Source organism: Mitsuokella sp. AF21-1AC (genome assembly GCF_003458855.1).
Classification (GTDB): Bacteria; Bacillota; Negativicutes; order Selenomonadales; family Selenomonadaceae; genus Mitsuokella.
The window spans coordinates 1-25,795 of record NZ_QRVW01000034.1; the positions used below are offsets into that span (position 1 = coordinate 1).

Annotated in this window: 17 protein-coding genes; all 17 read right to left on the minus strand. The window is 55.6% G+C overall.

From position 1 onward, the window contains the following. Positions 1–8: 8 nt before the first annotated feature. On the minus strand, positions 9–314 hold the full coding sequence (locus DWX75_RS10600; protein WP_199497599.1) for a hypothetical protein: 306 nt from the start codon (positions 312–314) through the stop codon (positions 9–11). Positions 315–324: 10 nt separating this feature from the next. Further along, positions 325–1,932, minus strand: coding sequence for a type I restriction-modification system subunit M (locus DWX75_RS10605; RefSeq protein ID WP_118016288.1), 1,608 nt, complete (start codon positions 1,930–1,932; stop codon positions 325–327). 2 nt (positions 1,933–1,934) lie between these two features. After that, the gene (locus DWX75_RS10610) at positions 1,935–2,474 is read right to left on the minus strand and encodes a restriction endonuclease subunit S (RefSeq protein ID WP_118016289.1); all 540 of its coding nucleotides are present in this window, start codon (positions 2,472–2,474) and stop codon (positions 1,935–1,937) included. Positions 2,475–2,630: 156 nt separating this feature from the next. Next, positions 2,631–5,207 (minus strand): DUF4268 domain-containing protein, encoded by a 2,577-nt coding sequence (locus DWX75_RS10615; protein ID WP_199497600.1) that lies wholly within the window; start codon positions 5,205–5,207, stop codon positions 2,631–2,633. Positions 5,208–5,258: 51 nt separating this feature from the next. Next, positions 5,259–5,924: a hypothetical protein gene (locus tag DWX75_RS10620; protein ID WP_118016290.1), complete on the minus strand. Its 666-nt coding sequence runs from the start codon at positions 5,922–5,924 to the stop codon at positions 5,259–5,261. Positions 5,925–6,250: 326 nt separating this feature from the next. After that, complete coding sequence (locus tag DWX75_RS10625; protein WP_199497601.1) at positions 6,251–6,883, minus strand: NAD(P)-dependent oxidoreductase; 633 nt, start codon at positions 6,881–6,883, stop codon at positions 6,251–6,253. Between the two features lie 30 nt (positions 6,884–6,913). Continuing rightward, positions 6,914–7,435, minus strand: a complete 522-nt coding sequence (locus tag DWX75_RS10630; RefSeq protein ID WP_118016292.1) for a MoaF N-terminal domain-containing protein — start codon at positions 7,433–7,435, stop codon at positions 6,914–6,916. A gap of 272 nt (positions 7,436–7,707) precedes the next feature. Further along, positions 7,708–11,526, minus strand: coding sequence for a helicase-exonuclease AddAB subunit AddA (gene addA, locus DWX75_RS10635; RefSeq protein ID WP_118016293.1), 3,819 nt, complete (start codon positions 11,524–11,526; stop codon positions 7,708–7,710). Beyond that, positions 11,480–15,124 carry a helicase-exonuclease AddAB subunit AddB gene (gene addB / locus DWX75_RS10640; RefSeq protein WP_118016294.1) on the minus strand — a complete coding sequence of 1,215 codons (3,645 nt, stop codon included), beginning with the start codon at positions 15,122–15,124 and terminating at the stop codon, positions 11,480–11,482. The genes addA and addB overlap by 47 nt, the downstream gene beginning before the upstream one ends. Before the next feature lie 62 nt (positions 15,125–15,186). Further along, positions 15,187–18,225: an SbcC/MukB-like Walker B domain-containing protein gene (locus tag DWX75_RS10645; protein WP_147671599.1), complete on the minus strand. Its 3,039-nt coding sequence runs from the start codon at positions 18,223–18,225 to the stop codon at positions 15,187–15,189. A 14-nt stretch (positions 18,226–18,239) separates the two neighbouring features. Next, on the minus strand, positions 18,240–19,397 hold the full coding sequence (locus tag DWX75_RS10650) for an exonuclease SbcCD subunit D (protein ID WP_118016296.1): 1,158 nt from the start codon (positions 19,395–19,397) through the stop codon (positions 18,240–18,242). A gap of 24 nt (positions 19,398–19,421) precedes the next feature. Beyond that, complete coding sequence (locus DWX75_RS10655; protein ID WP_118016297.1) at positions 19,422–20,396, minus strand: phenylacetate--CoA ligase family protein; 975 nt, start codon at positions 20,394–20,396, stop codon at positions 19,422–19,424. Between the two features lie 115 nt (positions 20,397–20,511). Next, on the minus strand, positions 20,512–20,955 hold the full coding sequence (locus DWX75_RS10660) for an Hsp20 family protein (RefSeq protein ID WP_118016298.1): 444 nt from the start codon (positions 20,953–20,955) through the stop codon (positions 20,512–20,514). A 108-nt stretch (positions 20,956–21,063) separates the two neighbouring features. After that, complete coding sequence (locus DWX75_RS10665) at positions 21,064–22,488, minus strand: DUF438 domain-containing protein (RefSeq protein ID WP_118016299.1); 1,425 nt, start codon at positions 22,486–22,488, stop codon at positions 21,064–21,066. Positions 22,489–22,635: 147 nt separating this feature from the next. Beyond that, on the minus strand, positions 22,636–23,877 hold the full coding sequence (locus tag DWX75_RS10670) for a radical SAM protein (protein WP_118016300.1): 1,242 nt from the start codon (positions 23,875–23,877) through the stop codon (positions 22,636–22,638). Positions 23,878–24,091: 214 nt separating this feature from the next. Further along, complete coding sequence (locus DWX75_RS10675; RefSeq protein WP_118016301.1) at positions 24,092–25,129, minus strand: RNA-guided endonuclease TnpB family protein; 1,038 nt, start codon at positions 25,127–25,129, stop codon at positions 24,092–24,094. Then, the gene (locus DWX75_RS10680; RefSeq protein WP_118016303.1) at positions 25,068–25,718 is read right to left on the minus strand and encodes an IS607 family transposase; all 651 of its coding nucleotides are present in this window, start codon (positions 25,716–25,718) and stop codon (positions 25,068–25,070) included. Before DWX75_RS10680 ends, DWX75_RS10675 begins: the two co-directional genes overlap by 62 nt. Positions 25,719–25,795: the final 77 nt, after the last annotated feature.

Below are 25,795 nucleotides of genomic sequence, written 5' to 3' on the forward strand. Positions count from 1 at the left end.
AGAATAAATTAGTAGTTTAGCAACTGCGAAGTTTGAGTTATCAAGATACTTCCATTTTTTATTTGTATATTTTTATCTTGCTTATATCGTTCTTTCTCCACATAATGACATGTTGCAAAATTTATATGTCCATCATCAAAATCCGTTCCAGTAATAAGAAGATACTCCCCATTATCTAAAAACTCAGAAGTCCGTAGGTTTTGCCATCCAATTCTAGCATGCATTGTTGCTAATTCTGATAATGTTATCTGCTCCCATGGTGACGTAAATCCTTTGAAGCGAACAAAAGATGCTTTCTTTAATGTTTTCTTCATACGAATCACCTCACTTCATTAAACGAAGGAAATTCTGCAGGTCCTTGGCCTTTTTTTCATCATCTGTCGTCAGTTCCTGCATCATGGCCAGTAGCTCGGCTTCATTCTTAGCAATCTCTGCATCAGTTTCTGCCATTTCTTTGTTGAGCTCGGCAAGGTCGATTTCTGGCTCCGGCTCGAAGGTATCGACATAACGCGGGATGTTCAGGTTGTAGTCGTTCTCCTGAATCTCGTCGAAGGTTGCCACATGGGCAAACTTATCTTCGTCTACTCTTGCCTGATAAGCAGCGAAAAGGCGCTTGATATTGTCGGCAGCCAAGGTGTTCTGCGGCTTGCCTTTGACAAACTCCTTGCTGCCGTCGATAAAGAGCACCTCACGGCCCGGACGATCTTTCTTCAGAACCATGATGATGGTCGGGATTGTCGTCGAGTAGAAGATACCAGCTGGCAGGCCGATGACGGCATAGATATAGCCCTTTTCCAGGAGCTTCTGGCGGATCTTGCCCTCCGTGCCGCCGCGGAACAGGACGCCATGCGGCAGGACGATGCCCATTGTGCCCGTTGACTTCAGATGATAGAGGCCATGCAGCAGGAAGGCATAGTCGGCCTTTGACTTCGGTGCCAGCACACCGTAGTCTGAAAAGCGCGGATCGCTCAGGAACCCTTTGTCAGCACTCCACTTCTGCGAGTACGGCGGATTCATCATGACAGCATCGAAGTCCGTGACTTCATCGGCCGGCCAGTCCTTGTCCAGCGTGTCGGCATTGTGCAAATGCTGATTCGTCGCGGCCACGCCGTGGATGATCATATTCATGCGAGCCAGGTTGTACGTCGATGTCTTGATCTCCTGGCCATAGTACTCGATGGAGTCCGCATCCTCGATATAGTGCTTGACGTTCAGCAGCAGCGAACCAGAGCCCATCGCTGGATCGTAAGCGCTGAAACCCTTCTTCGCTTCGTTACCACTCGTGACAATGTGCGTTAGGAGCGTCGAAACCGACTGCGGCGTATAGAATTCGCCGGCCTTCTGACCCATGTCCGAGGCAAAGTTGCTGATCATGTACTCATAGGCATCGCCGAGAATATCCCCGCTGTGGCTGTCGAGATTCAGCGGGGCCAGTGCCGTCATGACGTCGGCGATCAACTCATTGCGCTTCTGCGGCGTAGAGCCGAGCTTGGTGGAATGCAGGTCCACATCATCAAAGAGATGGCCCAGCAAGTCCGAATTCGACTGCTCAAGGTCCGTGAACGCCTGATTGAGATGCTCCAGCTGGAACTTCTGCCCGCGAATCTCATCCATCAGTGCCGTGAACGTCGCCTCCGGCTTAATCGTATAGTCCATGTCCATCGAGTCGAGCAGATCGTCGCGGAAGGACTCATCGCTGTAGTACTTCTGATAGACAGCCTGACGCTGCGCCTCCGTATCTACATCGCTCTCCTCCACTTCGCCAGCATCGACCAGCGTCTTGGCAGCCGACTCCAAGACCTTGTCTGACAAATGCTTGTAGAAGATAATGCCGAGGGCATAATCCATATAGTCCGCCGCACCCATCGTCTGACGCATGACATTGGCCGAATCCCACAATACCTGCTCAAGGCTCTTTTCTTCGTTGCTCATAATCATTTATCTCCTTTTTGTTCATCCATATCACGTAAGACAGAGAGAACACCATTCAATCTCCGGTTCGCTTGCATGACCTCTAAGTAATTCTGATAGAGTGCTGTTGCATACAGCTTTCCTATATTTTGTTGCACGGTCATATCCGGCAACGGAATCTTCACGCCCTTCATTAGCTGAGCAGAAAAACGTACTATGACAGACCCCTGCAGCCAGTTGCTGTACTGATGGGCAATCATCTGAGATTGATTCAGAAGATAGCACAGATACCAGGGATTAAGTCGAGATACGTCAATCCGTATGATGGCGAAGATCTGACTGATGACCTTCTCTTTATTCGCATCCGACAAGATAGCTGCCGACATGTGCGGCATACTGCTGGACTGCTGATAGATGATCGCATTCTGTGGATTCGCTAGCTTCATCGTATAGAAGTCATGCTCAAAGTCCGCTGTCGTGTACTTCCGATCCTGCTGACTCTCTGACAACCGCACAATGTTGCTGCCAGACACAATCTCTGCCAGCTCACCAAGCTGGACCATATCGCCCACCTCCTTGTAAATTTATTAATTTACTATTATTACACTTTTATCCTACTACTTTTCTCGTGTTCCGTCAATTGTAAGTTTTATAATTTACAAAATCAAGCGAGCTGATTTGCTACAGCTCGCTTGATTTATCGATATCTATTCTCTATTTTATCTTATAGCAGGAGCAGTAGATTGGATGGGGACTTTCACGATAGGAACAAGAATGTCCATGAACTTCCGGCTCCACTCCACATGAAATTTTGCCATGACAGGCCAATCTTGTTCGTGCTCAAGATTGACATCTGTAAGCGAAATCGTAATCATCGAAGCCTTACCATCATCAAAGCGATTCCACTGCAATGGTGCTCCCATCTTCCTCTCAATCTCTGATTTATGCCGATAAATGAAATCAAAGGCCCTTTTATTCTCTGCCTTTGACGGCTTGCCAAGGTAGAGACCAACACGTGCTTCATGCAGCAGTGCAAGGCAATAGATGTTGAAGTCACTTACTCCAAAGTAACCATTCATCGAAGAGTTCAGATGTGGATTATCATTATCAAAGCATTTGTTATCCCTATTTTCTTTCTGAAGAAGTGGCAAGGTGTACTCCCAGTATCTCATCCGAATGTCGCCTTTGCTGTCATCTTTTAGGAAACCTGATTTTTCATCTTTCAAATAGAAGACCAAATCCATAGGATCAAGATGGTATAACGGGAACAAACGGCGTAATGCCGAGACTTTCATTTTGGTATTCGTATTCCGCTCCATATAGATATGATTATCGAGCTCCATTGGCTCACGCATGTTATCTATAGTATTGCTAAAGTACGATTTCAAAATGCTATTTTCGTCTTTTTGACAAACAAGTTCTGTCAGAACAGATTGATCCAAGGAATGTAAGAATTTGACAACATGCACATACATATCCTGCCAGCTATCCACTGCCGTCTCTGCATTCTGGTAGCTGTACTTAAAGATGCTGCGCCCCTTCAAAACATAGTTTTCATCATCAAGGGTGCAGGAATCAAATGCTTTTGCCTTCGGCTTGAAGCCCGTCTTTGGCATCGTCCAAATGATATCCGTTGCTTTCTTCACCATAGCATTGCTGCGCTCTTTTAATTCTTCCTCACCCCACTTCTCTTGCTTTGCCAATTCCTGGTTCATGCGCAAACCACTATAACGATAACCATGCTCTGCATCACGCTTTTGGCTAAAAGACGCATTGCTCATAGCCGAGTTATACGCGGTAAGGGTCAAGTTTCCTAAACGATGCAGCCAAGTAGTATGGATTTCTTCTGCATTCTCGCCAAGAGCTTGCTTCCAGACAGTCGACAGACTTTGCGGCATGATATGCTCGATACTATAGGTTCCATTATCGAGTAACGTATAGACATCTTTTGTTTCTTTGGTCCCATAATTTTCAAAGCGCTCGAAAAGATAGTCCTTGTATTTACCGCGCATTGGATAGATTGCTTTGGTCGATAAGGCTTGTGAAAACTCTCTATCATCAGGAAATCTTCCTCTATCCCTTTTGGAAAGTAATGCATATATAAATTTATCCACATAGTCGGCTACCGTGTTGTCATAATGCAAGATTTCACGATTCAGATTCAAGAATATCTTGTTGAGAGCATTCGTCGGTACATCACAGATATTGCGCCGGAACAGATATATTTCTGTAATTAAGAAAATCCGTCTCACATCATCGGTAGAAATCTTTTGCCCATCCTGATTCAAGCGCAGTACTTCCATAAAGAATGGCATAGTGACCGTCACATCGAGCCGATTCAGTCGATCCATGCAATCATCCAGATCTTGATTATTTAATCCACTCTTGCCAGAAATCAATCTATTGTATATAGCAGCATACTTTTTCATATCTGACAAGAGCTCACCAAGCAGAAGTTGATTCTTTTCTGCATATTCTTTGAATGCCTTATACACCGTTGAAATCGTTGGTGTCACTTGTGTTTTAACGCTGATGTAGTCGCGAACAAAGCGGCTTGTTTGTCCAGATGTATAAGCCTCAATCTTCTCCCAATACTTCGTATAATATTCTTCTTGTTGCGCTGGAGAAAGTCCCATCAAAATATAATTTCGAATCTTGTCTCCTTCTTCAAGTGCCAACCCTGTTGAATTTAAGCTTTCAAAAATAAGCTGAGCATTGTCATCCCGTTCCAGGGTAATACTGATAATCTGAAGTTTTCCCAATGCTTCATACATATCATCAACAGTAATTTGCCCCTTTAACAACTCTTCGCAAAAGAACTTGTAGTTGATCGTCAGATTCGATGCATCCTCTAAAGTATCATCCTCTACAATCTTTGCCAAAGCCACTCTATCACCCTTGACCAAACGCAGCTTGATTCTATCTTCAGAATCGGCAAATTTATCAATGACATACGTTTCCATAATTTGATCATATAACATTTTGCCTTGCTGAGATACGATTTTCCCGTCCTTAATCAGGTTAGCCATAGCCAATAAAAGCAACGTCACTGTCGTGATGCGCTGTTGGCCATCAATAATCTGATGTTCTGTTTTCGCCCCACTACCAGTAACTTGAGAAACGACACTCCCCAAGAAATGACCCGCACGCCCCTCTATAACAATTTTTTGTAAATCTTGATACAGCTGGCGACACTGCTCGTTTCGCCAGTCATACCTCCGCTGATACACCGGAATAATATAGCGGTCATTTCGGCTTTCCATAAAGCGTAAAAGCCCGGTCTCTGATCCTTTCATGCTACTTTCCTCATCTCATTTGAAATTCGATTTATCTTTTGCTTCACTCTATTAATCTTGATAATCCGTTACAATTCCATTTTCTGTATAAATATAGGTGTTCCCATCATCATATTCATAAACATACTGCTTCATAGTTCCATATTTTGATACGTGCCGATTCACACGATCAGGTTCACCGAAAACTTTCCGGATTTTGCTCTCCGGATCTCCAATGTATATACGTTTTGCTCTCTCCGCCTCTATTGCTTTTTGTTTTTCTTTTTCTATTGCCGCTTGTTTTTCTCTCTCTTTTGCTTTTTCCTCTTCTTCTCTTGCTTTCTGTGCCTTCCATTCCTCATGAGCTTGATCTATATCCTGTTTTAACTTTGTTACTTCCCCTGAAAATTCTCCTGTATAATCATGAGGTAAATCTGCAATATAATTATATGCTGTCACCATATCACCATCAGCAAAATTTTTTTCAGCAGAAGCAATTAAGTATAAATTATCAGCATCGTTACTCTCAGATCTATGCTCAACCGTTTTAGCTGCAGCCCCATTCCAATCTCCCTGTTTGGCTAGGGCAACCGCTTCCTGATAATCGTTACGCTCATCTATTCTTTGTATCATTAACATCCCCACATACAGAACGAAGCAAATAACGCCTATGGCTATTACTATTTTTTCCGTTTTACTTGTCTTTCTATCAGTATCACTTTTTACAATCTTCTGCATAATTCACTCATCCTCACCACTCGATTTCTTCCATCTAAAACTTTATATTGCTCGGTTATCTATATTAAATTTCGCTGTGATTTCTTAAAATCCTTTCTTTTTCAATAAAAAAGCATACCATGGCATTTAATTGCCACAGTATGCCTCAGCATAGCACGTATGAAGCTTTTTTCTTGGGTTCACCACTTGTCCCATTTAACAATGATCATATCATCCACACTAAATAAGATTGATTCCTGCCACATTATCCCACGGACTATGGTAAACACCCCCGCTGACTGAGCATACCAGTCGGTCGGGGATGTCTGTGTTTGATGCGGGGGAAATCAGGCGCGGACAACGGAGATGCGCTGCTGGATGTGTGCGTTCTTCTCAATCTCGTCGACCATCGCGATGGCGTAGTCGGCATACGAGATGACGGACTCATTCTTGCCGTTGAGCGTGAACTCCTCGCCAGCGAGGATGTACTTGCCCGTTCGCTCGCCGTCGGCCTGGAAGTCGGCTGCCGGGCTGATGTAAGTCCATTTGACATCGTTGCGCTCGCGAAGCTCGGCGAGTGCCTTGCCCATCGCCGTAGCGAGCGGCTTGAAGGCATCCGGGAAATCCGGCGTATCGAAAAGCTGGACCTTGTGTTCCAGGTCGACGTAGAGGGAGCCGGCGCCGCCGACGATCAGCAGGCGCGTATCCGTGCCCGAGATGATGTCGGCAAGGTGCTGCGTCGTCGTGGAATGGAGCGGCAGCGTCTCTTCTTTCCAGGCGCCGAACGCATCGACAACGGCATCAAAGCCGGCAAGGTCTTCCTTCGTGAGGTCGAGGATATCCTTCTGGCGGTAATCCTTCGCCTGCGTGTCATTCTCTGCATGGCGGCCGAATGCGACGACTTCATGGCCGCGGCTCAGTGCCTCGGCGATGACTTTCTTGGCCACACGGCCGTTTGCTGCTGCAACTGCGATTTTCATGATGATTTCTCCTTATCCTGTCAAGGATGCTTACTTGTTGGCTTCATGGATGGTGAAGGTGCCGCGGTGGAAGATCGAGGCACGGTTGCCGCGTTCGCCTTCCTTGTTCCAGGTCATGTAGGCAAAGACCTTGTGGGTCTTGAAGTTGATGACCTGCGAGATGACGATGCCTTTCTGCTCAATCCAGTTGATCTGATAGATATCCTTGCCGACTTCGGCAACCTCATACTGCTCGTTATCAGACGGCGCGAGGGAGAGACCGGTCGTCGGCGTCCATCTCAGCACGCCGACTTCTGGATAGTCGATGTTGAACTTGAAGCCGCTGTCATAGCTCACAGCGATGGTCTTTCCCTCAACATGCTTGAAGAAGGCCTGCTTCTCCTTTTCAGCCGTCGCAGCCGTAGCGATCTTGCTCTTCTCTGCCGCAGCCTGTGCCGCTGCTACCTGTTCCGCCGTCGGCACGACAGACTTCGCGCTCGTATCCGCCGCCGAGCAGATGCTGGCAAAAGAAAGCGCTGCGAGCATGGTGACAAGTACTTTTTTCATTTTCATGGGAGCCCCTCCTATCAAATATAAACCATATATTACATACTAATATACTAAATGATATACAAGGACTCTACAAGTACGATTTTTCTCTTGCGTCAGTATAAAGTACTTGCGTATTGGCGTGGTATCATCATCAAAAATACGAGCTCAATCCCTCCGTTAAAAAAGACGGCTCGTCGATCCCATTGAGCCGACAAACTGTCTTTTATGGTAAATTTTATATAAGGCGAGCTGTCTTCAGCGCAGCAGATGACGTTTTTCTTTGTCAATCCTGTTCAAAGACGGACTTCGGTGCCATCATGCAGGAGATACAGGATGCTTTCCTTGACCGGACGTCCGAGGATCTCCTCCACGGCCTCGCGGTAAAGTTCCACCTGTCTGGCATATCGCTCCCGTACGCGCGCAGGACGCGTATCGTGGTCGGTCTTGTAGTCCAGCAGCACGAGCCTGCCGTCGTCTTCCTCGAACAGCACATCGATGACACCCTGGATGAAGATGGATTCTTCTTCATCCGAAGCATTCGGATTGACCTCGCGGACCGGCAGCAGGCGGCTGAATGGCAGTTCGCGCCAGAGACGCACGGCCCCACGCATGCGCCTGCCGAGCTCTGAGCCGCAGAACGCTGACAATCTGCCGCAGTCAATGGACGCTCCGCAGCCTGCAGGAATATACCCCTGCTCCTCCATCTCCGTGACTTGCCGGCGAATACCGGCTGTGCTCACATCGCCATGCAGGTCGATATGCTGCAGGATGGCATGGAACAAAGTGCCCCGTTCTGTTGCCGAGAGCTCCGTCGTGCGCTGCAAAAAGCTTGGGCGCCGCCATGCTGTCTCTTCCGGCCGCACGAGGGGGCGCCCCGGCAGGGGATCGTCCTCGTGCGCCATGGCTGCAAAGCGCTCCTTGATCTCCGAAACCGTCATCTTGGCCGTGATGTGCTCAAGCTGCGGCCACGGGTACTGCCAGTTCAGACGCTCTTCCACCCATGTCTGCTGCTCCGACGGAGGCAGCGGCTCATCCCGCTGCACGGCCAGCAGGATGGGATCATCCTCCTGCGTTTCTTCTTCATGCGGCTGAACGTCAGACGATGACAGGATCTGCACGGCGAAATGCGCATCCGGCTCGAGTGTGAGCAAGGTTCCCCAGTCGCAGCCAGCAGCCTTGCGCAGCGGCTCGCCATCTTTGTGGCGGGCAATAGCCGGCGCCACCCAGTCGAGATAACTGTTTGCACGCCGGATCATCACGGCCGGCAGAGCCGTATCCGTTTCCGCCAGGCTCTGGCACCAGGCCTGTGCTTTCTTCTGCCACTGCGCCGCTGCCACGGTCCCCGTCAGAATCAGCCGTTCGCGCGCACGCGTCATGGCGACGTAGAGCACGCGCATTTCCTCGGCCTTGCTTTCTGCCACGAGGCGGGCCGCCACGGCCTCAGCTGGAACTGTATCGTACATCTGACGTCCTGCCGCTGAGCGCGAGACGACGCGCGGACCGATGCCGAGTTCCTTGTGGAACAGGAATGCGCCCTGCGTGTCCCGCAGATTGAAGCCCTTCGCGACGTCGGCGAGGAACACCACGGGGAATTCGAGGCCCTTGCTCTTGTGGATGCTCATGATGCGCACGACATCCTCACTGGCACCGAGCGTGCGGGCTACGGAAAGATCGGTATCGCGCTTGCGCAGGTCCTCGATGAAGCGCAGGAAACGGAAGAGGCCGCGGTAGTTCGTCTTTTCGTAATCGGCCGCCCGGTCGGCCAGCATGCGCAGATTGGCCTGACGCAGGAGGCCGCCTTTGAGTCCGCCGACGTATTCGTAATACCCCGTATCGCGGTAGAGCTTCCAGATGAGTTCCGGCACGCTGTGGCTGACAGCATAGTTGCGCCAGCCATCGAGCCTTGCACAGAACGTGGCTGCCCGGTCAGCCAGTGCCTCCGGCAGCTCAGTTTCCAGCGAATGGCTTTTGAGCAATGCCCCGTAAAGATCTTCCTCCGGCACGGACATGCGCAGGCGCGCGAGTTCCTCCATCGAGAATCCTCCCAGCGGAGAGACGAGGACTGCGGCCAGCGGGATTTCCTGGCGGGAATTGTCGATGACCTGCAGCAGTGCCAGCACGAGGCGCACCTCATTGGCCTCGAAATAACCGCCGTCGACATCGGCGTAAGCCGGGATGCTGTTCTGGCGCAGATTCTCCAGCAGCACGTTGGCCTTGCCTTTGACAGCACGCAGCAAAATGGCGATATCGCGATAGGCCAACGGACGATAGCCGCCGGCATCCTTGTCAAAGACGAGCGGTGCTTCCTCCATGAGCGATGCGATGCGGTCCGCGATATGCTGCGCCTCAAGGGCAAAGCCTGAAAGCTCTTCGCCTCCCTCACGTCCTTCCGTATCTGCCGGCGTCTCCTCCGCCGTCTGGCGCAGGATGATGTCAAGCTCCATGGGCCCCGCCAGGCTGTGTTCCTCCGCGGGATACTGCGCCCCCGGATAAAGGCGGCTCTTCTCATCGTATTCGATTTCCATGGCCTCGCGCGTCATGACCTGATCGAAGATGAAATTGATGGGTGCCAGCACCTCCGCCCGGCTGCGGAAGTTCTGCTTCATCGTGATGAGCTGGTTGACATCATCGGGCTGCGGCTTTTCAGGATACGCATCATATTTTGCCTGGAACAGGTACGGATCAGCCAGACGGAACCGGTAGATGCTCTGCTTGACATCACCGACCGTGAAGCGGTTGTCCTCGCGGGCAATGAGGTTCAGGATGGCTTCCTGCACGCTGTTGGTGTCCTGGTATTCATCGACCATGATGACGGCGTATTTTTCCCGCAGGGCGCGGGCGGCATCCGTGCGCAGCGCCTCGCTCCCAGGCCCGTAAAAATCTGCAGGGCCAGCCTGCTGCAGCTTCACGGGGTCCGCACAGAGGATGCCCAGTGCAAAATGCTCAAGATCATTGAAATCCAGCACATTGCGCTCTTTCTTGGCAGCCTGGAACGCTATGATGAAATCGAGAGTCAGATTGACATAGCGGCGCACGGTCGCGCCGCATTCCTCGATGCGCGCGAGGATTTCCGCCTCACTCTCACCGAAATAACGGTCGCGGGCGTCGGCAAAGATCTTCTTGGCTGCGTCGCGCTGCTTCTCAAAAGCCTGCCGGATCTCGGGGAATTGCTCCTTGAGTTCATTGTATTTCTTGCCGCGCAGCGCAGGGAACTTGACGCCTGCCGCCATATCTCCGAGTGCATCGAAGCCGCCCGCTTCTCTTGCCTGACAGGCGCTTTTCAGCATGCCCTCCACGTTCTCGAACTGCTCGATGCACTGCTGCAGGATGTCGACATAGGGCTGCCAGGCCCTGGCAATATCACTCTCTTCCTCTGCATGGACGAGGAAGCACGTTTCCTCGAAGGCCTGGATGGCACGCGCGAGTTCCTGCCCGAAGGCCGTGACGATGGTATCCGTCCAGGGCGTCTGCCAGATGTCACCGCCGCTCTGCGCATAGCGTTCCTTCTGCTCGCGCAGCCACGAGGCGGGGTACGGCTGGCTCTGGCAGAATTCGTAAAGCTTCAGCACGGCCTCACAGACCTTCTCGTCGCCATGATCATCGCCGTAATCGTCGGCAAAGGCGAGGAAATCCTGCCAGGCGGTACGGTCTTCTTCCTGCTCCGGCATCTTGTATTCCTGCTCCAGCAGGTCTTCAAGGACGTCCCGCTTCATCAGCGTCATCTCCTGATCGCCGGCCAGGCGGAACTGCGGGTCCACGTCGATGGCTTCGATATTCTGGCGGATGACGCGCTGACAGAAGGCATGGAAGGTGCAGATGGACGCGCCGGAAAGCAGGACCTGCTGGCGTTCGAGCCAGGCGGCCGCCTCACGGCTTTCCGCTTCCTGCAGGGCTTTGCCGAGAGCCTTATCGATGCGCTCGCGCATCTCGGCCGCGGCGGCATTCGTGAAGGTCACGACCAGCATCTCATCGACACTGCATTCATGTGCGAGGAGCTGCGAGATGATGCGGTCGACGAGCACGCGCGTCTTGCCGGAGCCCGCAGCTGCCGCCACGAGAATATTCTTATGCCTGGTCTTGATTGCCTTTTCCTGGTCCTGCGTATATTGCATCAGATGTCCGTCCTTTCTCTGTACAAGCTGCCATTTTTTCTTCGAGCACTTCATCGGCCTCCTTGTCGATGTCGCGATAGGAAAAGCCGTCAATCTCCGGATCAAAGCCGCAGACATCGTGATACGGGCAGAACGCGCAGGCATTCTGCTCCTTCTTGTCCCGGATTCGGTAGGGACTGATGCGGATGTCGCCGGACAAAATGGCATCGCCCGTATCGCGCAGCAGATAATCAACATACGACAGCATGAGGGCAAATTCCTCGGGCTTGCGGATATAGCCGTACTTCCTGCTGTTGGCATCGAAATCCATGACGGGGTTGCCGTCTGCATCCTTGACGACCTTGTTCTTCTCATCGCGCACCTGGCTCAGGCCCGGCTTGATAAACTGGAATGATGGATCGATGGCCCGTGCGACGTCGAGGTCAGCCAGTACCCAGCCCGGCATGCGCAGCTCGGCATTGACGCGCTTCTCAAGCTCCTGTTCCGTATACTTCTTCTTCGCGATCATCAGAGGATTCTGCAGGAACGAATAGAGGATGCCCGCCGGCATGCGTTCCTCTCCCTGCTGGCGCAGGAGTTCCTGACCGACCATGAGATAGACGAGCAACTGCAGCCGCAGTCCGTAGTAGACCTCAAAGAGATTGATGGCCACCTGCCCGGTCTTGTAATCGAGGATCAGGAAATACGGTGCCTGCGTGTGCAGGTCAAGCCGGTCAATCTGCCCCTTGAACGAAAGCGCATAGCCGTCCGCAAGCGGCAGCGGCTTCAGATGCACGCGGTCCTCGCGGTGACCGAACGCTTCTTCAAAGAAGGCCGGCTGGAATTCCGAAACGGCCGCCCAGGCCGATAGATGATGGACGGCCTGCTGAGCCGTGCGCGTGATGCGCTGCTTTAAATGGCGGTAATTATCCCGGCTCAGCAGGATCTCGCTCTGCAGGCGCGGCGCCAGCGTATTGACGAGCTCCTCGCAGAGCCTGTGGCTCTCTTCTTCAGGGACATCCTGCCAGCGGCTTGCATACTGTTCCTTGACGACCGTGCCGTATTCCTTGAGCACGGCATGCAGCAGCTGCCCGAGGTCCATGGAGCGGAACTGGTATTCCCGCCGCTCCTGGAGCTTCAGGCCGTAGGCGGCAAAATGCGCGAACGGGCACTGGCGGAATTTCTCGAACTGCGTCACACTGCCACGCAGGATATGCCCCTTGGCATAGATCTGGCGCGCAAGTTCCTCAGGGATCTTCCCCTCGCCTGCATGCGCAAAGAGCCCGGAGAGCGCAAGATTGAGCGGCTGCGCGAAGGCGGGCTGCTGCCGCGCCCAGTTGTAGACATCACGCCAGAGGCCGGCCATCACGCCGCGTTCCTTCTCGCCGCGCAGGGCGTTTGCAAGGCCCGCCAGCGCCGGCCGCGGGGCCGAGAGCAAAAGATCGTCGTCACGCCGCAGCGTTTCCAGCGGAATGGAGAGAAAGCGTGCTTCAGGGAAGCGTTCCCGCAAGTCCGTAAAGATTGGCGATGGCTCGAGGCCATTGCCTTCAGCGTCAGCCATCGGATACGAGAGCCATACGTATTCCCGCGCCTCGCAGAAGCCGCGATAGAGCAGGAATTTTTCGCCGAAGCTGCGCTCCTGCCCGCCGCGTGAAATCGTATGGCGCTGCTCACCGGGAAGTTTTGCCAAAAGCTCGGCGATGTGGAGGCGGTCGGCATCGGAAAAGAGGCCCTGTTCGCGCACGCGCCGCGGCATGGTATCGGCATCGGCACCGAGGATGTAGAGGCCGCGCATGTTGTCAAGGCTGTTCTGATCAAAGGGAGCCAGCGTCACATAGTCAAGTCCAGGCGGAATCAGCGAGATCTGCAGGGCATCGAGACCGTCACTCAGCACGTTCTCATAATCGCTGAGACTCATCGCCTCATCCCCGCTCGTCTCGACGAGCTGATCAAAGAGGGCCATGCTGTCCTCCCAGAGCTGACGATGCTCGGCCGCATCAGCCAGGCGGCCCTCCTGTTCGGCCCGCTCCGCCCACTCCTGCAGGCGCGCGGGCACATCGAGCGCCACGAGGAAATGGTAAAGCGCCGTCGTGATGCCGCGCACATCCTGCGCGGCGCGGACCTCCTGCTCGAAGGTGACGAGGACTGCGACCGCCTGACGCCGCAGCGCATCAATGAGCGCCAACGTCGCGGCCGTCTCATCATCGGCGGTCTCCCCGTCGTCGAGCGTGTAGCGGCGATGCCAGTCCCACGCCTCCGGCTGCTGCCAGCGTCTGCGCCCACGGATGCCGAACTCGAGCACGTAATTCTCGAGGCGGTCGATGTCCTCGCGCACCGGCGGGAAGAACCCCGTGCGCAGGCACCGGAAGACCGTCTCATAGCGCCAGTCCTTCGTCACGACCTCGAGTGCCGAGCGCATGAGTTCGGCCAGCGGATGATGGATGCTCGGGCGCTTCGCATCCTGATAGAACGGGATGCCGTAATCCGCAAAAACGAGACGCACGAGATCGTCGTATGCGTCACCGTCACGCACGAGCACGCCGATGTCACGGTAGCGCCAGCCCTCATTGCGCACGAGTCGCAGGATATCGGCCGCCGCATTCTCGACTTCCAGGCGGCGGTTGGCCGCCTGTACGAGGCAGAGAGACGTGCCGTCATCCGTCTGAGCTGCATGCTCCATCTTTCCCGGCCGGAAAAACTCGCGCTCCATCGTGCCGAGCAGGCTGCCCGCAGCATAGCGGTGCGGCGCATTGAGCAGCCGGACGGGCACGCCGGGAATGCCGAGCTCCTCACGGGCCAGCTGGCACAAATCAAGCCAGGTCCGGTAAGAACGCTGGAAGAGGCCTGCCTCTCTCGTATTATCCGGCAAATCGAGCCGGATGCATTCCCCTTCGCGGCGTCCGGCCATCGGCAGGGTCACATGGACCTTGTCGGCTGCCAGCAGCAGGGATTTGACGACCTCGCGCTCCTGCGGATTGAAGAAGATGAAGCCATCGAGCCAGACCTCCGCCCCACGCATGAAAGAAGCCTGCGGCAAAGAGGCCGCAAGCTTTTCCATCATATCCTCGGCATCGTTGGCCTTGCCTGCCATGGCCGCATCAAATTCATCGGTCAGGATGGACATCTCTTCGAGCTTGCCGGCAAGACGGCCGTTGCCAGGCGCCAGCTGTGCGGCTGTTTCGCGCAGCGTATCCGTATCGAGACGGTAGCTCTTGAATTCCTGGATCACCTCCGACAGGCTTTGCGTGAAGCCGCGCTGCCGCACGGCCCGCGCAAAGACCGTGAGGTCCTTCTCGCGCTGATGATGCACGAGAATCTTGCGCAGGAGCAGCCGCCTGCCGACTTCGCTGATGCGCGGAACCGTGAGTTCCCCCGTTTCCAGCAGGACATGGCGGGCAAAGCGGCGGAACCCGAACACATATGCCCGGAAAAAGCCGCGCCCCTTCCCCGTGCGTGCGGCGAGCGCACGCTCCACCTTAAACGTCATATGCTCGGGAACGAGCAGGATGAGCGGCGGGCCCATCGGATTTTCCCGTAGGCGCTGCTCCATGGCAGAAAGGCAGGCCTCGGTCTTGCCCGTGCCGGCCCGCCCGATGATACAATCAAGTGTCGCTGTCATACGTTTTCAAACCACCTTTTTACCAACGCTTCCCACGGCCTCAGCCAATGCCTGCCGCCAGTTCATTCTTCTGCCGTGCCGAGAACAAATCGCGCCGTGCTGCCGCCGCTTCTCGTCTTCGTCACCTCGAGCCTTGCCGGGATGCGGCTGCGCAGTTCCTCCACATGCGAGATGATGCCGATGAGACGGCCGCTCTTCTGGAGCTCGAACAAGGCTTTCAGCGCGACGTCGAGCGTATCCTCGTCCAGCGTGCCGAACCCCTCGTCGATGAACATCGTATCAAGGCGCGTGCCGCCCGCATAGGCCTGCACGACATCGGCAAGCCCCAGGGCCAGGGCCAGCGAAGCCAGGAAGGATTCGCCGCCTGACAGCGTCGCCACGGGCCTCGCATATCCCGAATAATGGTCGAACACCTCCATGTCGAGGCCGCCCTGCTTGTTGCCGCTCAGGCGCTCGCCGGCGTGAAGCTCGTACTGGCCGCGGCTCATGATCAGCAGCCGCTCATTGGCCATCGCCATGACATCGTCCAGGAGCGAATGGAGCACGTACGTCTGGAAGGATACGCGCGAGCCCGTCTTGCCGCTCGCGAGTTCCGACAGGCTCGTGATGCAGCGATAGGAATCGGTAAGAGCCGTGCTCTTTTCCGCCAGATCAGCAAGCTCCTGCGCACGTTTTGCAAAGGATTTCCCAACGAGCTCTGCTTTGCTGTGACGGGCAAACATATCCTGCCATGCCCGTTCAGCCTGACGATAAGCCTGTTCCAGCACAGCGACCTGCGGGCGCTCTTGTCCCGCAATGGCCGACTGACTGCGCTGCCGCGCCTCCCTGGCCGCATGCAAATCCTTGTCATGCTGCTCAAGCCCAGCTTTCACCGTCTGACGGTAAGCAGCATCCTGCCAGGGGCCGGCAAGCGCCGCCTCGTAGTCCCCCGCAGAGGCAAAGGAAGCCTCCTGAAGCCGGCCCATGAATACATGTTCCGCCGCCTCGGCTTCCGCTACTGCCTGCTGGCATTCCTGATGCGCGTTCTTCCAGTCCACGCGCAGTCCTTCATACGCGAGTGCCGCCTGCTGCGCGCGTATCTGGATTTTTTTTGCCAGGGCCTCGATTCGTCCTACGGCTTCTTCTTCCTGTACGAGCTGCTGCCGCAGCACGGCAGGATCAGCATCTGCCGGCACCTGCGCCTCTTTGTCTGCCACACGCGCCCTGGCAGCTGCCTCGGCGGCCGCTGCGGCCTGACAGGCTTTTTCGCTCTTCACCTGCTTCTGCTGCCACTTCGTCTGCTGCTCTTTCCCCTGCGCAAGCGCTTCATTCAGTTCCAGTTGGTGCCGCGAGGCCTTTTCGGCCGCCTGCAGGCGCACGTTTGCCTCGGCAAGGTCATGCATGAGCTGCTGCTTGTCGCGCGCTGCCGGCAGCGCATCGAGCTTGGCCTGACAGGCGGCCAGATTTGAGGCTGCCTGCTGTTCTTCCTGCTGCCGGGCCTCGCGGCAGGCCTCCAGTTCCTGCCAGGCTTCTTCCTGCTGCTGCAGCATGTCGTCGGTCACGACTTCTTCAATCTGCCTGGCCATCTGCGGATGATGCAGTGAACCGCAGACCGGACAGGGCTCGCCATCAGCCAGGTTCTCAGCAAGGAGCGCGGCCCTTGCCTCGTGCAGCAGCTCGCGCAGATGGCGCAGTTTTTCTGCCGCCTTTGCGCTCCGCTCTTGGGCTTCCTGACTCGCTGCACGCTTCTTCGCATGCTTGTCAGCTGCCTCTCTTAGCTGACGCTCGGCCATCGCGCGAAGTTCCTGTTCCCGCTGTGCCTGCTGCAGATTCTGCACGAGAAGGCCGGCGGCTTCCCCGTCGGCAGCCGCCGCTGCTATCGCCTTCAATTGAGTCTGCAGCGCATCGAGCTGCTTCTGCAAAGCCTCACCCTGACGCTGGAGCTCCCGGCGTTCATGCTCCGCTTTCGCAAAAGCCGCATGTGCCGCCTTCAGCTGCTGCCGGTCCACCCGGAGGCCTTCCGCCACCTGCAGTTCCCGCCGCTTCATGACAAGCGCCTCACGACGAGCCTCGCGCTGCGGCTGCTCTGCCTCCGACTGTTTCCGGTCTTTTTCCGCCGCCTCCATCTCCTGCCTGGCCTGACGCCCCTGTGCGGTGAGTTTCTCCAGCAGCTGCTGGCGCTGCCGGGCCTTCTGCGCCGCCTGCTGCGCCTGACGGCAGACATCCTGCAGCGCCGCTGCGCGCTCGGCAAGCGTCAGGCGCGCCAGCTGCTCACGGTCCCCTGCCGCAGCCTGTTCGGCACGCGCGAGTTCCTGTCCAGCGCGCACGTCCTCCAGGAAAAGAGCCTCCAGTTGGCGGCCATTTTCAAGTTCTTTGGCCGTTTTTTCCTTTTCGGCTGCCTTCAAAGACAGGAGCTTTGAAAGTTCCTCCACCTCATTTGCCTGCGCCTGCTGCCGCTCGGCGAAGGCCGCTTCGTCGCTGACGCCGAACTCCTGCAGGTAGAGCTCGCGCTGCTGCAGGAGCGCCTCATAATCGCGGTTGAGGTTGGAAGCCCTGGCCTTGAGCTTCTCTTCCAATTTCTGGTAGATGTCCGTATTGAACAGCACGCGCATGATTTCCTTGCGTGCGCTCGTATCGGCCATGAGGAACCGGCGGAATTCGCCCTGCGGCAGCAGCACGACCTGACGGAATTCCTTGCACTCAAACCCCAGGAGGCTGACGATCTTTGCGCGGACCTCCCCCTCCTTCTTCCAGCTCTGCTCTTCCTCACCGTCCTCGAGACGCGTCAAGAGGACGCCGGCTGCCTGGCGCACGAGCCGCTCCCCGCGCTTGGCCTTGCGCTCATACTCGGGATTGCGGCGGATGCACCAGCGCGTGCCGCGCACGACGAAGGTCAATTCGACATACGTATCCTGTTCGGGACGTGCCTCCCGGTTGCGCAGCATGCGCGAGGTCCGCCCCTCCGTTGCAGCCTCGCCGTACAGGGCATAGCAGATAGCATCGAAAATGCTCGTCTTGCCCGCTCCCGTCACGCCGTGTATGAGGAAAAACGGCTGCGAGGCAAGGATACGGAAGTCCAGCACCAGTTCCCTGCGATATGGTCCGAATGCACATAATTTCAAGATTTCCGGCCGCATCAGCGTTCCCTCTCTTCCTGATAGATTTCCTGCAGGCAGGATGTCACGAGCGCGCGCTGTTCGGGCGCAATCGCAGTCCCTGTCATATCTTCGTAATACTGAGCAAAGAGGTCGCCCTCCGTCATCTTCAGGACCTGCTGTCCCTGCTGCTGGCGCATCGTCCCCTCACGCTGCAGTTCCGGATAGCAGATGTGCATGAGGTTCGGATAGATGGCCTTGAGCTTGTTGAAGACGTCGAGGATGATGCCCGTATCGAGCAGTTCGACCTCCATATAATCATCGGAAGCCGGATACTGCTCGCGCTGATCCCGTATCGCGGCAAACGTCCCGCGGATACGCCGCACATCATGGCGCGGGGTCAGCGGCAAGAACGTGTGCTTCGCCCTTCCTGCCGCATCGATCTCCACGCTCAGCACGCCTTTCTGCTGCTCCGCTTCATCAAAGGAGTATTTCATGAGCGAGCCGCTGTAGCGGATGGTATCGGCACCGGCGCGCTGCGGATTGTGCAGATGGCCAAGCGCCGTATAGCAGAACGGACGGAAAAGTGCGGAGCTGACGCTTGAAGAGCCGCCGACCGAAAGCGGGCGCTCCGATTCCGAGGACAGGCCGCCCGCAAGAAAGGCATGCGCGACCGCCACGCTGCGCACCCCCTTCGGGAGTGCCGCCACGCCCGCCGCAATGGCCACCTCATGCGCCGTCTCAAAATCAAGGCCGTTCTCAGCCTCTTCGGGAAAAGCCGCCCGGACCGTCTGCGGGTCCATGTAGGGATAAAGCGCAAAGGCCAGCGGGCCGTATTCATCCTCGAGGACAACCGGTGTCAGCGGTCGGCGCAGGCGCCCTCTTGCAAAAATCCCCGCGTCCTGCATGAGACGGCTCGCGAAATCCAGCCGTCCCTCGCTGTCATGATTGCCCGCTACAAACAGGACCTTGACCTGCCGCTCTTTCATCCTGGCCAGGAATTCGTCAAAGAGTTCCACGGCCTCGACGGGCGGCACGCCGCGGTCGTAGATGTCACCGGCAATCACCACTGCCTCAGCCTTTTCCTCCGCGATGAGCGGCAGGAGCTGATGCTCGATGAGATCGGCCTGGTCCTCTGTCAGATGCATCCCGTGGAAATACCGGCCGAGATGCCAGTCAGCTGTATGGATAAAACGCATGCTCTCTTCCTTTCCGTTTTCGCATTACTCGGCGGCACTTATGCCTGTAAGCTCGACGCGCAGCCCCGTCCGCCCGCACGCGCAGGCTCCAAGCTTCCGGACCATGAGTCCCGTGCGCAGGCGCAGGAGCGGCATGGCCTGAGCCTCGAGCGAAGACAGCACGAGTTCGCCCGTCTCGCCTGCTGCGGCCTCGCTTCCATCTGCCTTGAGGATTTCCGCTAAATAAAGGTCTTCCGCAACATGGAAGGCCAGCCTGCCCGCCTCACATGGCAGGAAAATGCCGGGCGTGCCGAATTCCGGCAGTGCCAAAAGATGGTAGATCTTCAGGCTGCTCCATGCCTTTGGCAAAGGCGCAAGTGCCGAAGCCGCCGAATCATGCAGCAGGATGAGCCTGTTGACGGGATACGCGGACAAGTCCTCCCCGCCTGCTGCCAGCGCATCTTCAAGCGCCCGGATCCGTGCCGGCGCACCGGCCAGGGTATCGAGATGCGAGCCTTCGAGCAACGGCTGCCAGGCAGAGCAGTCATCGCCCATGGGCACCACCGCGGCACCGACGAATTCCAAGCCATACTGGATGTCTAGCAGACGGCTGTCCGCGCCGCACCCGAGCCAGCCGGCGACCGCAGCCCGGTGCAGGCCGGCAGATACGAGGCAACGCGTCACGAGCTCGATATCGTGCGCGATATCGCCATTCGTGTAGAGACGCGTGAGCGCGCCCTTCCCGTCCCGCAGCGCACTAAGGCGCAGCATGCTTGAAAGCGGCATCGTCGAGAAATCCAGCATCGGCACCGCGTGCAATTGATTAAATGTCAGAAACGGCAGCTTCCGGATGTCCTCTGCCGTTTCGATATCCGTATACGAAACGCCCTGGCGCGCGAGCGATTCATGAAAGAACGCCGTCTTTTCCTGCGCCCAGCGCACGGCCTTCGACAGCTTTTGTCCCTGCAGGAGCAAAAGCTGCGCGTGATCCATCGTTTCCACCTGAGGATTTGCAAACATAAAAAACCTCCATAACGCAAAAGTCTATTTATATATTCCTTCCCGAGCCGCAAAAGTCCTGCTGAAAAAGGCCGCCGCACCACGAGGATGCAGCGGCCTTTGCCGGTGTATGCGATTATTTGATGTCGAAAACCGTGCGGCCCTTGTCGTCCGGCTCCTTCGGCATCACGATGTGCAGCACGCCGTCCGCAAACGAGACGGTGACCTCATCCTTGAGGATGCCGTCAATCTCAAATCTGCGTTCGAACGTGCCCATGCGGCGCTCGCGGCAGATGTAGCGGACATCCATGTCGGGCTCCGGGCGCTCTGCCTTGATCGTCAGGTAATTATTGTCATCATACGATACCGTGATCTGTTCCTTGTGAAAGCCCGGCAGCTCGGCAAAGAGCTCATAGCGGTCCGGCGTGTCGATGACATCGACGCGGAACGACGAAAGCGCTCCGCTGACGCGCCCGATTGGATTGCAGGGCTGCTCCGCCACGAAATCCAGGACTTTCTCCACGGCCTCGCGGCCGCGTTCGGCATTCTCACGGATATTGAACGGGATTGGTCTGAACATGATGATCGCCTCCAAGAAGAGATGATGATTTCTTGTACTACATCTTTATTATAGTAAAATTGTATGAAAATTTCAAGAAAATACCATCATCAAACAGCAATCATTCTGTCATCCCTTCTGCGGGCGCACCGGTCTGGCGAAGTGATCCAGCGCCTTCTGGTAATCCTGCACGAACTCCACCGTGCCCATGTACTCACCCTGCTCATCGTAGACGGCAAGGTAGCGCACACCGACCGGGCGTCCCATGATGCGGCGCCAGACCTCCATGTGGTCGCGCTTCTTCGCTTTGAAATCGAGCAGCATCTGGCGCACGACCGGGATGACCTCGGGCGGATGGCAGCTGTAGACCTCGCGCCCGAGCGCCGTCAACGGACGTGAGAAAATACGTCCTTCATTGAGGAAATACCGCAGGATATCATCCTTGTCGATGAAGGTGATGTCGACGTCAAGCAGCTTGAGAATGCCCTGGAGCTGACGCACCGTGAGTTCACCCGTCGGCAGCTTGACGCGGCCGTCGAGCGCCTCCGGCGGAGCCTGCTGGCTCAGGATCCACTGCTCGCCTTCCTGCCAGCGCGGCAGCGTCTCGGTATCAACGAAGGCCATGCCCATCTCGAAGAGATCCCGGTAAACCTGATACCACTGCTCCTGCGTGAAGAAACGCAGTGACAGCGGGAACAGGATTTTGTCCTCCTTGACAATCATCTCGCGAATGCGCGTGATGACCTGATTCAGGCGTCCACGCACGATCATCAAGTTCTCGGGGTCTTCCTTCAGCGTTTTCGTCAATACGCCGAGTTCTTTCTTGATCTCGTCGTCCACGCCCCACATGACCTGTGAGGGTCCCGTCACGCCGTAATCGTAAAGAAAAGGCATCAGGAGTTCCTCTTTTTTCGCGTAATGCGAACGGATGGCGTTGAGTGCGGCCGTCTCAGCGGCAACGGTCTGCATATCGCCCTTGCCGAGAGCCTGCTCGAGACTCGTGAGTGCCTTCGAAAGGCCCTCATTCTCGAGGCGCAGCAGCGAGAGCGGATGGCCGGCCGGCAGATCGTCGATTTCCGCTTCGCCCTTCGGCGCAGCCGGCTTCGTTTCAATGTGTCCCTCGAACAGCGACGCATGCAGGTCGCAGAGGCGCTGGACCTCGCGCACGGGCACGCCGCCCTTGATGAGCTCCTGTTCCGCTGCAGCGATTTCCTCGGGCGCCACATCCTCGAAGTTCTGCACGAAATCCTTGCGGACCTCTGCGGCTTCCTCACCGCGGTGCAGGCGGCCGATGTAATCGCGCAGCCGCGCCTGGCGCTTCTGCTGCTCGCCGTTCTTCAGGACAAAGCCCTCCTTCTCCAAAGCTTCCGCCAGGCGGTCAAATGAAATGCCCTTGACGACTGCACCGCGCGGCAGCGTCATGATGCGGCCCATGAGCTGCAGGGCGCCGGGCCTCAGGATATCCGTAAAGCCCAGGGAAGCCAGCACCTCCCGCAGTTCCGGGTATTCGCGGACAAGCTCCGCCACGCTTTTATTGAGATCGAGTTCTTTCATGAAAATGCTCCTTATCCATCGTTGTCAACCGTAATCTGTCATGCTCATGCATCGTTCGTATGACCCGATTATAGTATGGAACAAGGCAAACGGGCTGTACCATTTGTTACCCAGCCGCCCGTCGCCACTGCCTCGAGAAGGGGGGCGTCAAGCCTCGACGTAATGGCTGAAGCTGCCGATGACGAGCTGCGGGAATTCCTCGTGGAGCGTCGTCAGGAAATGGCGCGTGCCGAGAACCTTGCCCTGCGCAGCCGGCATGATGTCCAGGAACGCGTCGGGGTCGATGTTGAGGTTGCGCACCTGGATCATCTGCACGGGCAGCTCGCGGAAGAACTCCTGCCAGGCTTCAAGCTCCTCCTCGCGGTCGTTGAAGCCAGGGAAATACAGGAGGTTCAGCGAGACGTAGACACCGTGGTCAAGCGCGTAGCGGATGGATGCCTTGACGTCCTTCAGGTGGTAGCTCGCGCGGTAGTATGCATCGTAGCCCTCCTCGCGCGCGCTGATGATCGAGACGCGGATGGAATCGAGGCCGGCATCGACGATTTTCTGAATGCCTTCCGTCCAGCCTGCGTTGGAATTCATGTTGATCTGGCCGCGCTTCGTCCTGGCCCGGATCATCGGGATGGCCGCGGCGATGCGGTCAGCGGCCAGCGACGGCTCACCCTCGCAGCCCTGACCAAAGCTGATGATGCCATCCGGTGCGACCGACAGGTGGTAGATGCCGACTTCGGCAATCTCCTCCGGCGTCGGGCGGAACTTGATGCGCTCCTGCGGTGACGGGCAGCACTCGGCCGGCTGCAGCGAGATGCAGCCAAAACAGTTGGCATTGCAGACGGGCGACGTCGGGATGCCACACTCCCAGCGGCGGTAAAAGAGATTCTGCGCCGTGCAGCAGTGCCACTTGAGCGAGCAGCCACCTACCTGCTCGACGATGCGGTTGCCCGGCAGCTCCTTCTTCGTGCGCTTGACGAGCTTTGCCAGCTCCTTCGTATTATAGTGCACGGGATCCCACTTGTCATTCTCATCGGTGTAGACGGCTGCACAATAAAGCTCGTCCTTATAGACGACGACGGCCGTATATCCGTAGAGCGGCAGGCGCTGTGCTTCCTCCGCCCGCTCATAGGCAGGCAGATAAAGGCGCGTGTAGCCGGCAGGCAGGATGGCGGCGACGGCGAGCCCGCTGATTGGCATGACCTCGCCGTCAGGCCCCATGCCCACGGCCAGATGGTCCGGCAGCAGCATGAGGTCAGCGCTCTCCGGCAGCGGGATGAGGTCTTCCGGCTTCAGCAGCACATTCTCACGGCCCGTGCGCCCCATGCCGGTCATGCCCGGCGCATCGAGGATATTGCCGTCCTCATCGGCATATACGGCTGTAATCCGCTCATTCATGCTGATTCTGCTACTAAAAACATAGAATAACATAGAAATTATCTATGCCTAGAAAAATTCCTTATTCATCGTGTATGCTTTTGTCCAGGTAAGCCTGAGACTACTCACAAGTTCTTGTACACTCCAAAGGCGTTGGCCGTGTTCCTTGCCTCGCAAGGCAACGGCCTGTTCCCGACTATCCATCGGTACATTTATCAAGACGTGAAAACGTGAATCAGGCGATGCGATAGTTCTTCGTATCGCGCAGATTCAACGCTGCATTCAAGTCACGGTCTTCCGTGTAGCCGCATACAGGGCAGACATAGATGCGGTCTTTGAGTTTCAGGCCGCCATGCACATGCCCGCAGGCATGGCAGGTCTTGGAACTCGGGTAGAAGCGGTCTGCGATGCGGAATTCAATCCCGATGATCTCTGCCTTGCGCCGGAGCTTCTCGCGTAAGGAGTAGAAGCGCTGCTGCGCCACGGACTTTGAAAGATGACGATTTTTCATCATGCCGGTCACATTGAGGTCTTCCACCGTGATGAAGCGTGGTTTTTGCTCGACCAGTGCGTGGATAACCTGATTCTCGTAATTGCGGCGAAGATTCGTCAGCCGCTGATGCAGTTTCTGTACCGATAATCTCTTTTTCTCTATGTTTGCAGAGGCAGTAGCAGTACTACCACCTTTCTTCTTTCGTATCTCGTACTTGCGGCTGAGACGCCTCTGCTCTCTTCTCAGCCGCTTCTCAAGCCGTCTGGCCCGAGAAGACGTGTTGATATTCTCAATCTTGATGGTCACGCCCTGCGGCAGGTAGCCAAATTCTTTCAGACGCACCCTGCCGATGGTCGGAATCTGGATCTTGTGCCGCCAGATGGTCCAGTCTCCCTTATTATTCTTCGGGAAGTAGAGCTTCACATTCTGCTGGTTCTTCCGCTTGAAGCGTGGGAAGCGCGCCTGGCCTTTGAAGAAGCGCCTGAACGCCTGCTCCGCATTGACGAGGACTTTCTTGCGCGCCTTAGAGCCGCACTGGTCAATCCATGGGAATTTCTTCTTCAGCACGTGGTTGACGCATTTGTCGAAGTCATTGGCTGTAATGAAGTGAGGCTGTTTCTCATCAAGGACGCCGCGCTGATACAGGCGGCACAGCCAGATATTACGGACGATGTACTGATTTGCCAGGAATCGGCAGATGCCGAGAGAACGGCGCACCTTATCCGTTTGGCTTTCGGTGAGACGGAGTTCGGTCTTGAAGGATTTGAGCAACCGTTTCATCCTCTTTCAGTTTCCCTTCGTATTTTCCCAATCCATGAATACGGCTAGAAAACATACGAATGATGCTGATGAGGTCCTGTATCATCTCGCGTTCCGGGCTGAGATCCTCATTGTTGACGACAATGATCTTTGCCCCGTGCTCCGCCAGATGGCGCTCGAACCAGTCAAAACCGAAACGGACGAACCGATCCTTATGTGCGATATAGATTTCAGCAACTTTGCCTTCCTCCGCTATCTTGATGAGTTCATTCCATTGTTTCCGCTTGAGATTCAGGCCACTGCCAATATCCGTCATGACACGGTCGGCAATGACACCGCGCGCATTGACAAACTCGCGCAAGAATGACACTTGGTTCTTCAAATCGTCACGCTGCTTTGCCGTTGACACTCTGGCGTATAGGATCACTTTCTTCTGATTCTGTACTCTCGTACTGTTCCCCATATACACATCCAACTGTTCCTGTGTATAAAACCTCCGATTCGTCGGGGTTCTGAAAGCTTTCAATTTGCCCGCGACATCCCACTTCTGGAGCGTCCGGACTGTCACACCGAGCATCTTAGCAAAATCTTTCGGTTTATAGGTATTCATACTTATATGATACCATATGTACCTATTATATTCTATACTCAAACTTCGCAGTTGCTAAACTACTAATTTATTCTTAG

Excerpts from the sequence above, each read along its gene's own strand:
- DWX75_RS10600 (WP_199497599.1), bottom strand. The coding sequence starts at position 314 with ATGAAGAAAACATTAAAGAAAGCATCTTTTGTTCGCTTCAAAGGATTT.
- DWX75_RS10605 (WP_118016288.1), bottom strand. The coding sequence starts at position 1,932 with ATGAGCAACGAAGAAAAGAGCCTTGAGCAGGTATTGTGGGATTCGGCC.
- DWX75_RS10610 (WP_118016289.1), bottom strand. The coding sequence starts at position 2,474 with ATGGTCCAGCTTGGTGAGCTGGCAGAGATTGTGTCTGGCAGCAACATT.
- DWX75_RS10615 (WP_199497600.1), bottom strand. The coding sequence starts at position 5,207 with ATGAAAGGATCAGAGACCGGGCTTTTACGCTTTATGGAAAGCCGAAAT.
- DWX75_RS10620 (WP_118016290.1), bottom strand. The coding sequence starts at position 5,924 with ATGCAGAAGATTGTAAAAAGTGATACTGATAGAAAGACAAGTAAAACG.
- DWX75_RS10625 (WP_199497601.1), bottom strand. The coding sequence starts at position 6,883 with ATGAAAATCGCAGTTGCAGCAGCAAACGGCCGTGTGGCCAAGAAAGTC.
- DWX75_RS10630 (WP_118016292.1), bottom strand. The coding sequence starts at position 7,435 with ATGAAAATGAAAAAAGTACTTGTCACCATGCTCGCAGCGCTTTCTTTT.
- addA (WP_118016293.1), bottom strand. The coding sequence starts at position 11,526 with ATGCAATATACGCAGGACCAGGAAAAGGCAATCAAGACCAGGCATAAG.
- addB (WP_118016294.1), bottom strand. The coding sequence starts at position 15,124 with ATGACAGCGACACTTGATTGTATCATCGGGCGGGCCGGCACGGGCAAG.
- DWX75_RS10650 (WP_118016296.1), bottom strand. The coding sequence starts at position 19,397 with ATGCGTTTTATCCATACAGCTGACTGGCATCTCGGCCGGTATTTCCAC.
- DWX75_RS10655 (WP_118016297.1), bottom strand. The coding sequence starts at position 20,396 with ATGTTTGCAAATCCTCAGGTGGAAACGATGGATCACGCGCAGCTTTTG.
- DWX75_RS10660 (WP_118016298.1), bottom strand. The coding sequence starts at position 20,955 with ATGTTCAGACCAATCCCGTTCAATATCCGTGAGAATGCCGAACGCGGC.
- DWX75_RS10665 (WP_118016299.1), bottom strand. The coding sequence starts at position 22,488 with ATGAAAGAACTCGATCTCAATAAAAGCGTGGCGGAGCTTGTCCGCGAA.
- DWX75_RS10670 (WP_118016300.1), bottom strand. The coding sequence starts at position 23,877 with ATGAATGAGCGGATTACAGCCGTATATGCCGATGAGGACGGCAATATC.
- DWX75_RS10675 (WP_118016301.1), bottom strand. The coding sequence starts at position 25,129 with ATGAAACGGTTGCTCAAATCCTTCAAGACCGAACTCCGTCTCACCGAA.
- DWX75_RS10680 (WP_118016303.1), bottom strand. The coding sequence starts at position 25,718 with ATGAATACCTATAAACCGAAAGATTTTGCTAAGATGCTCGGTGTGACA.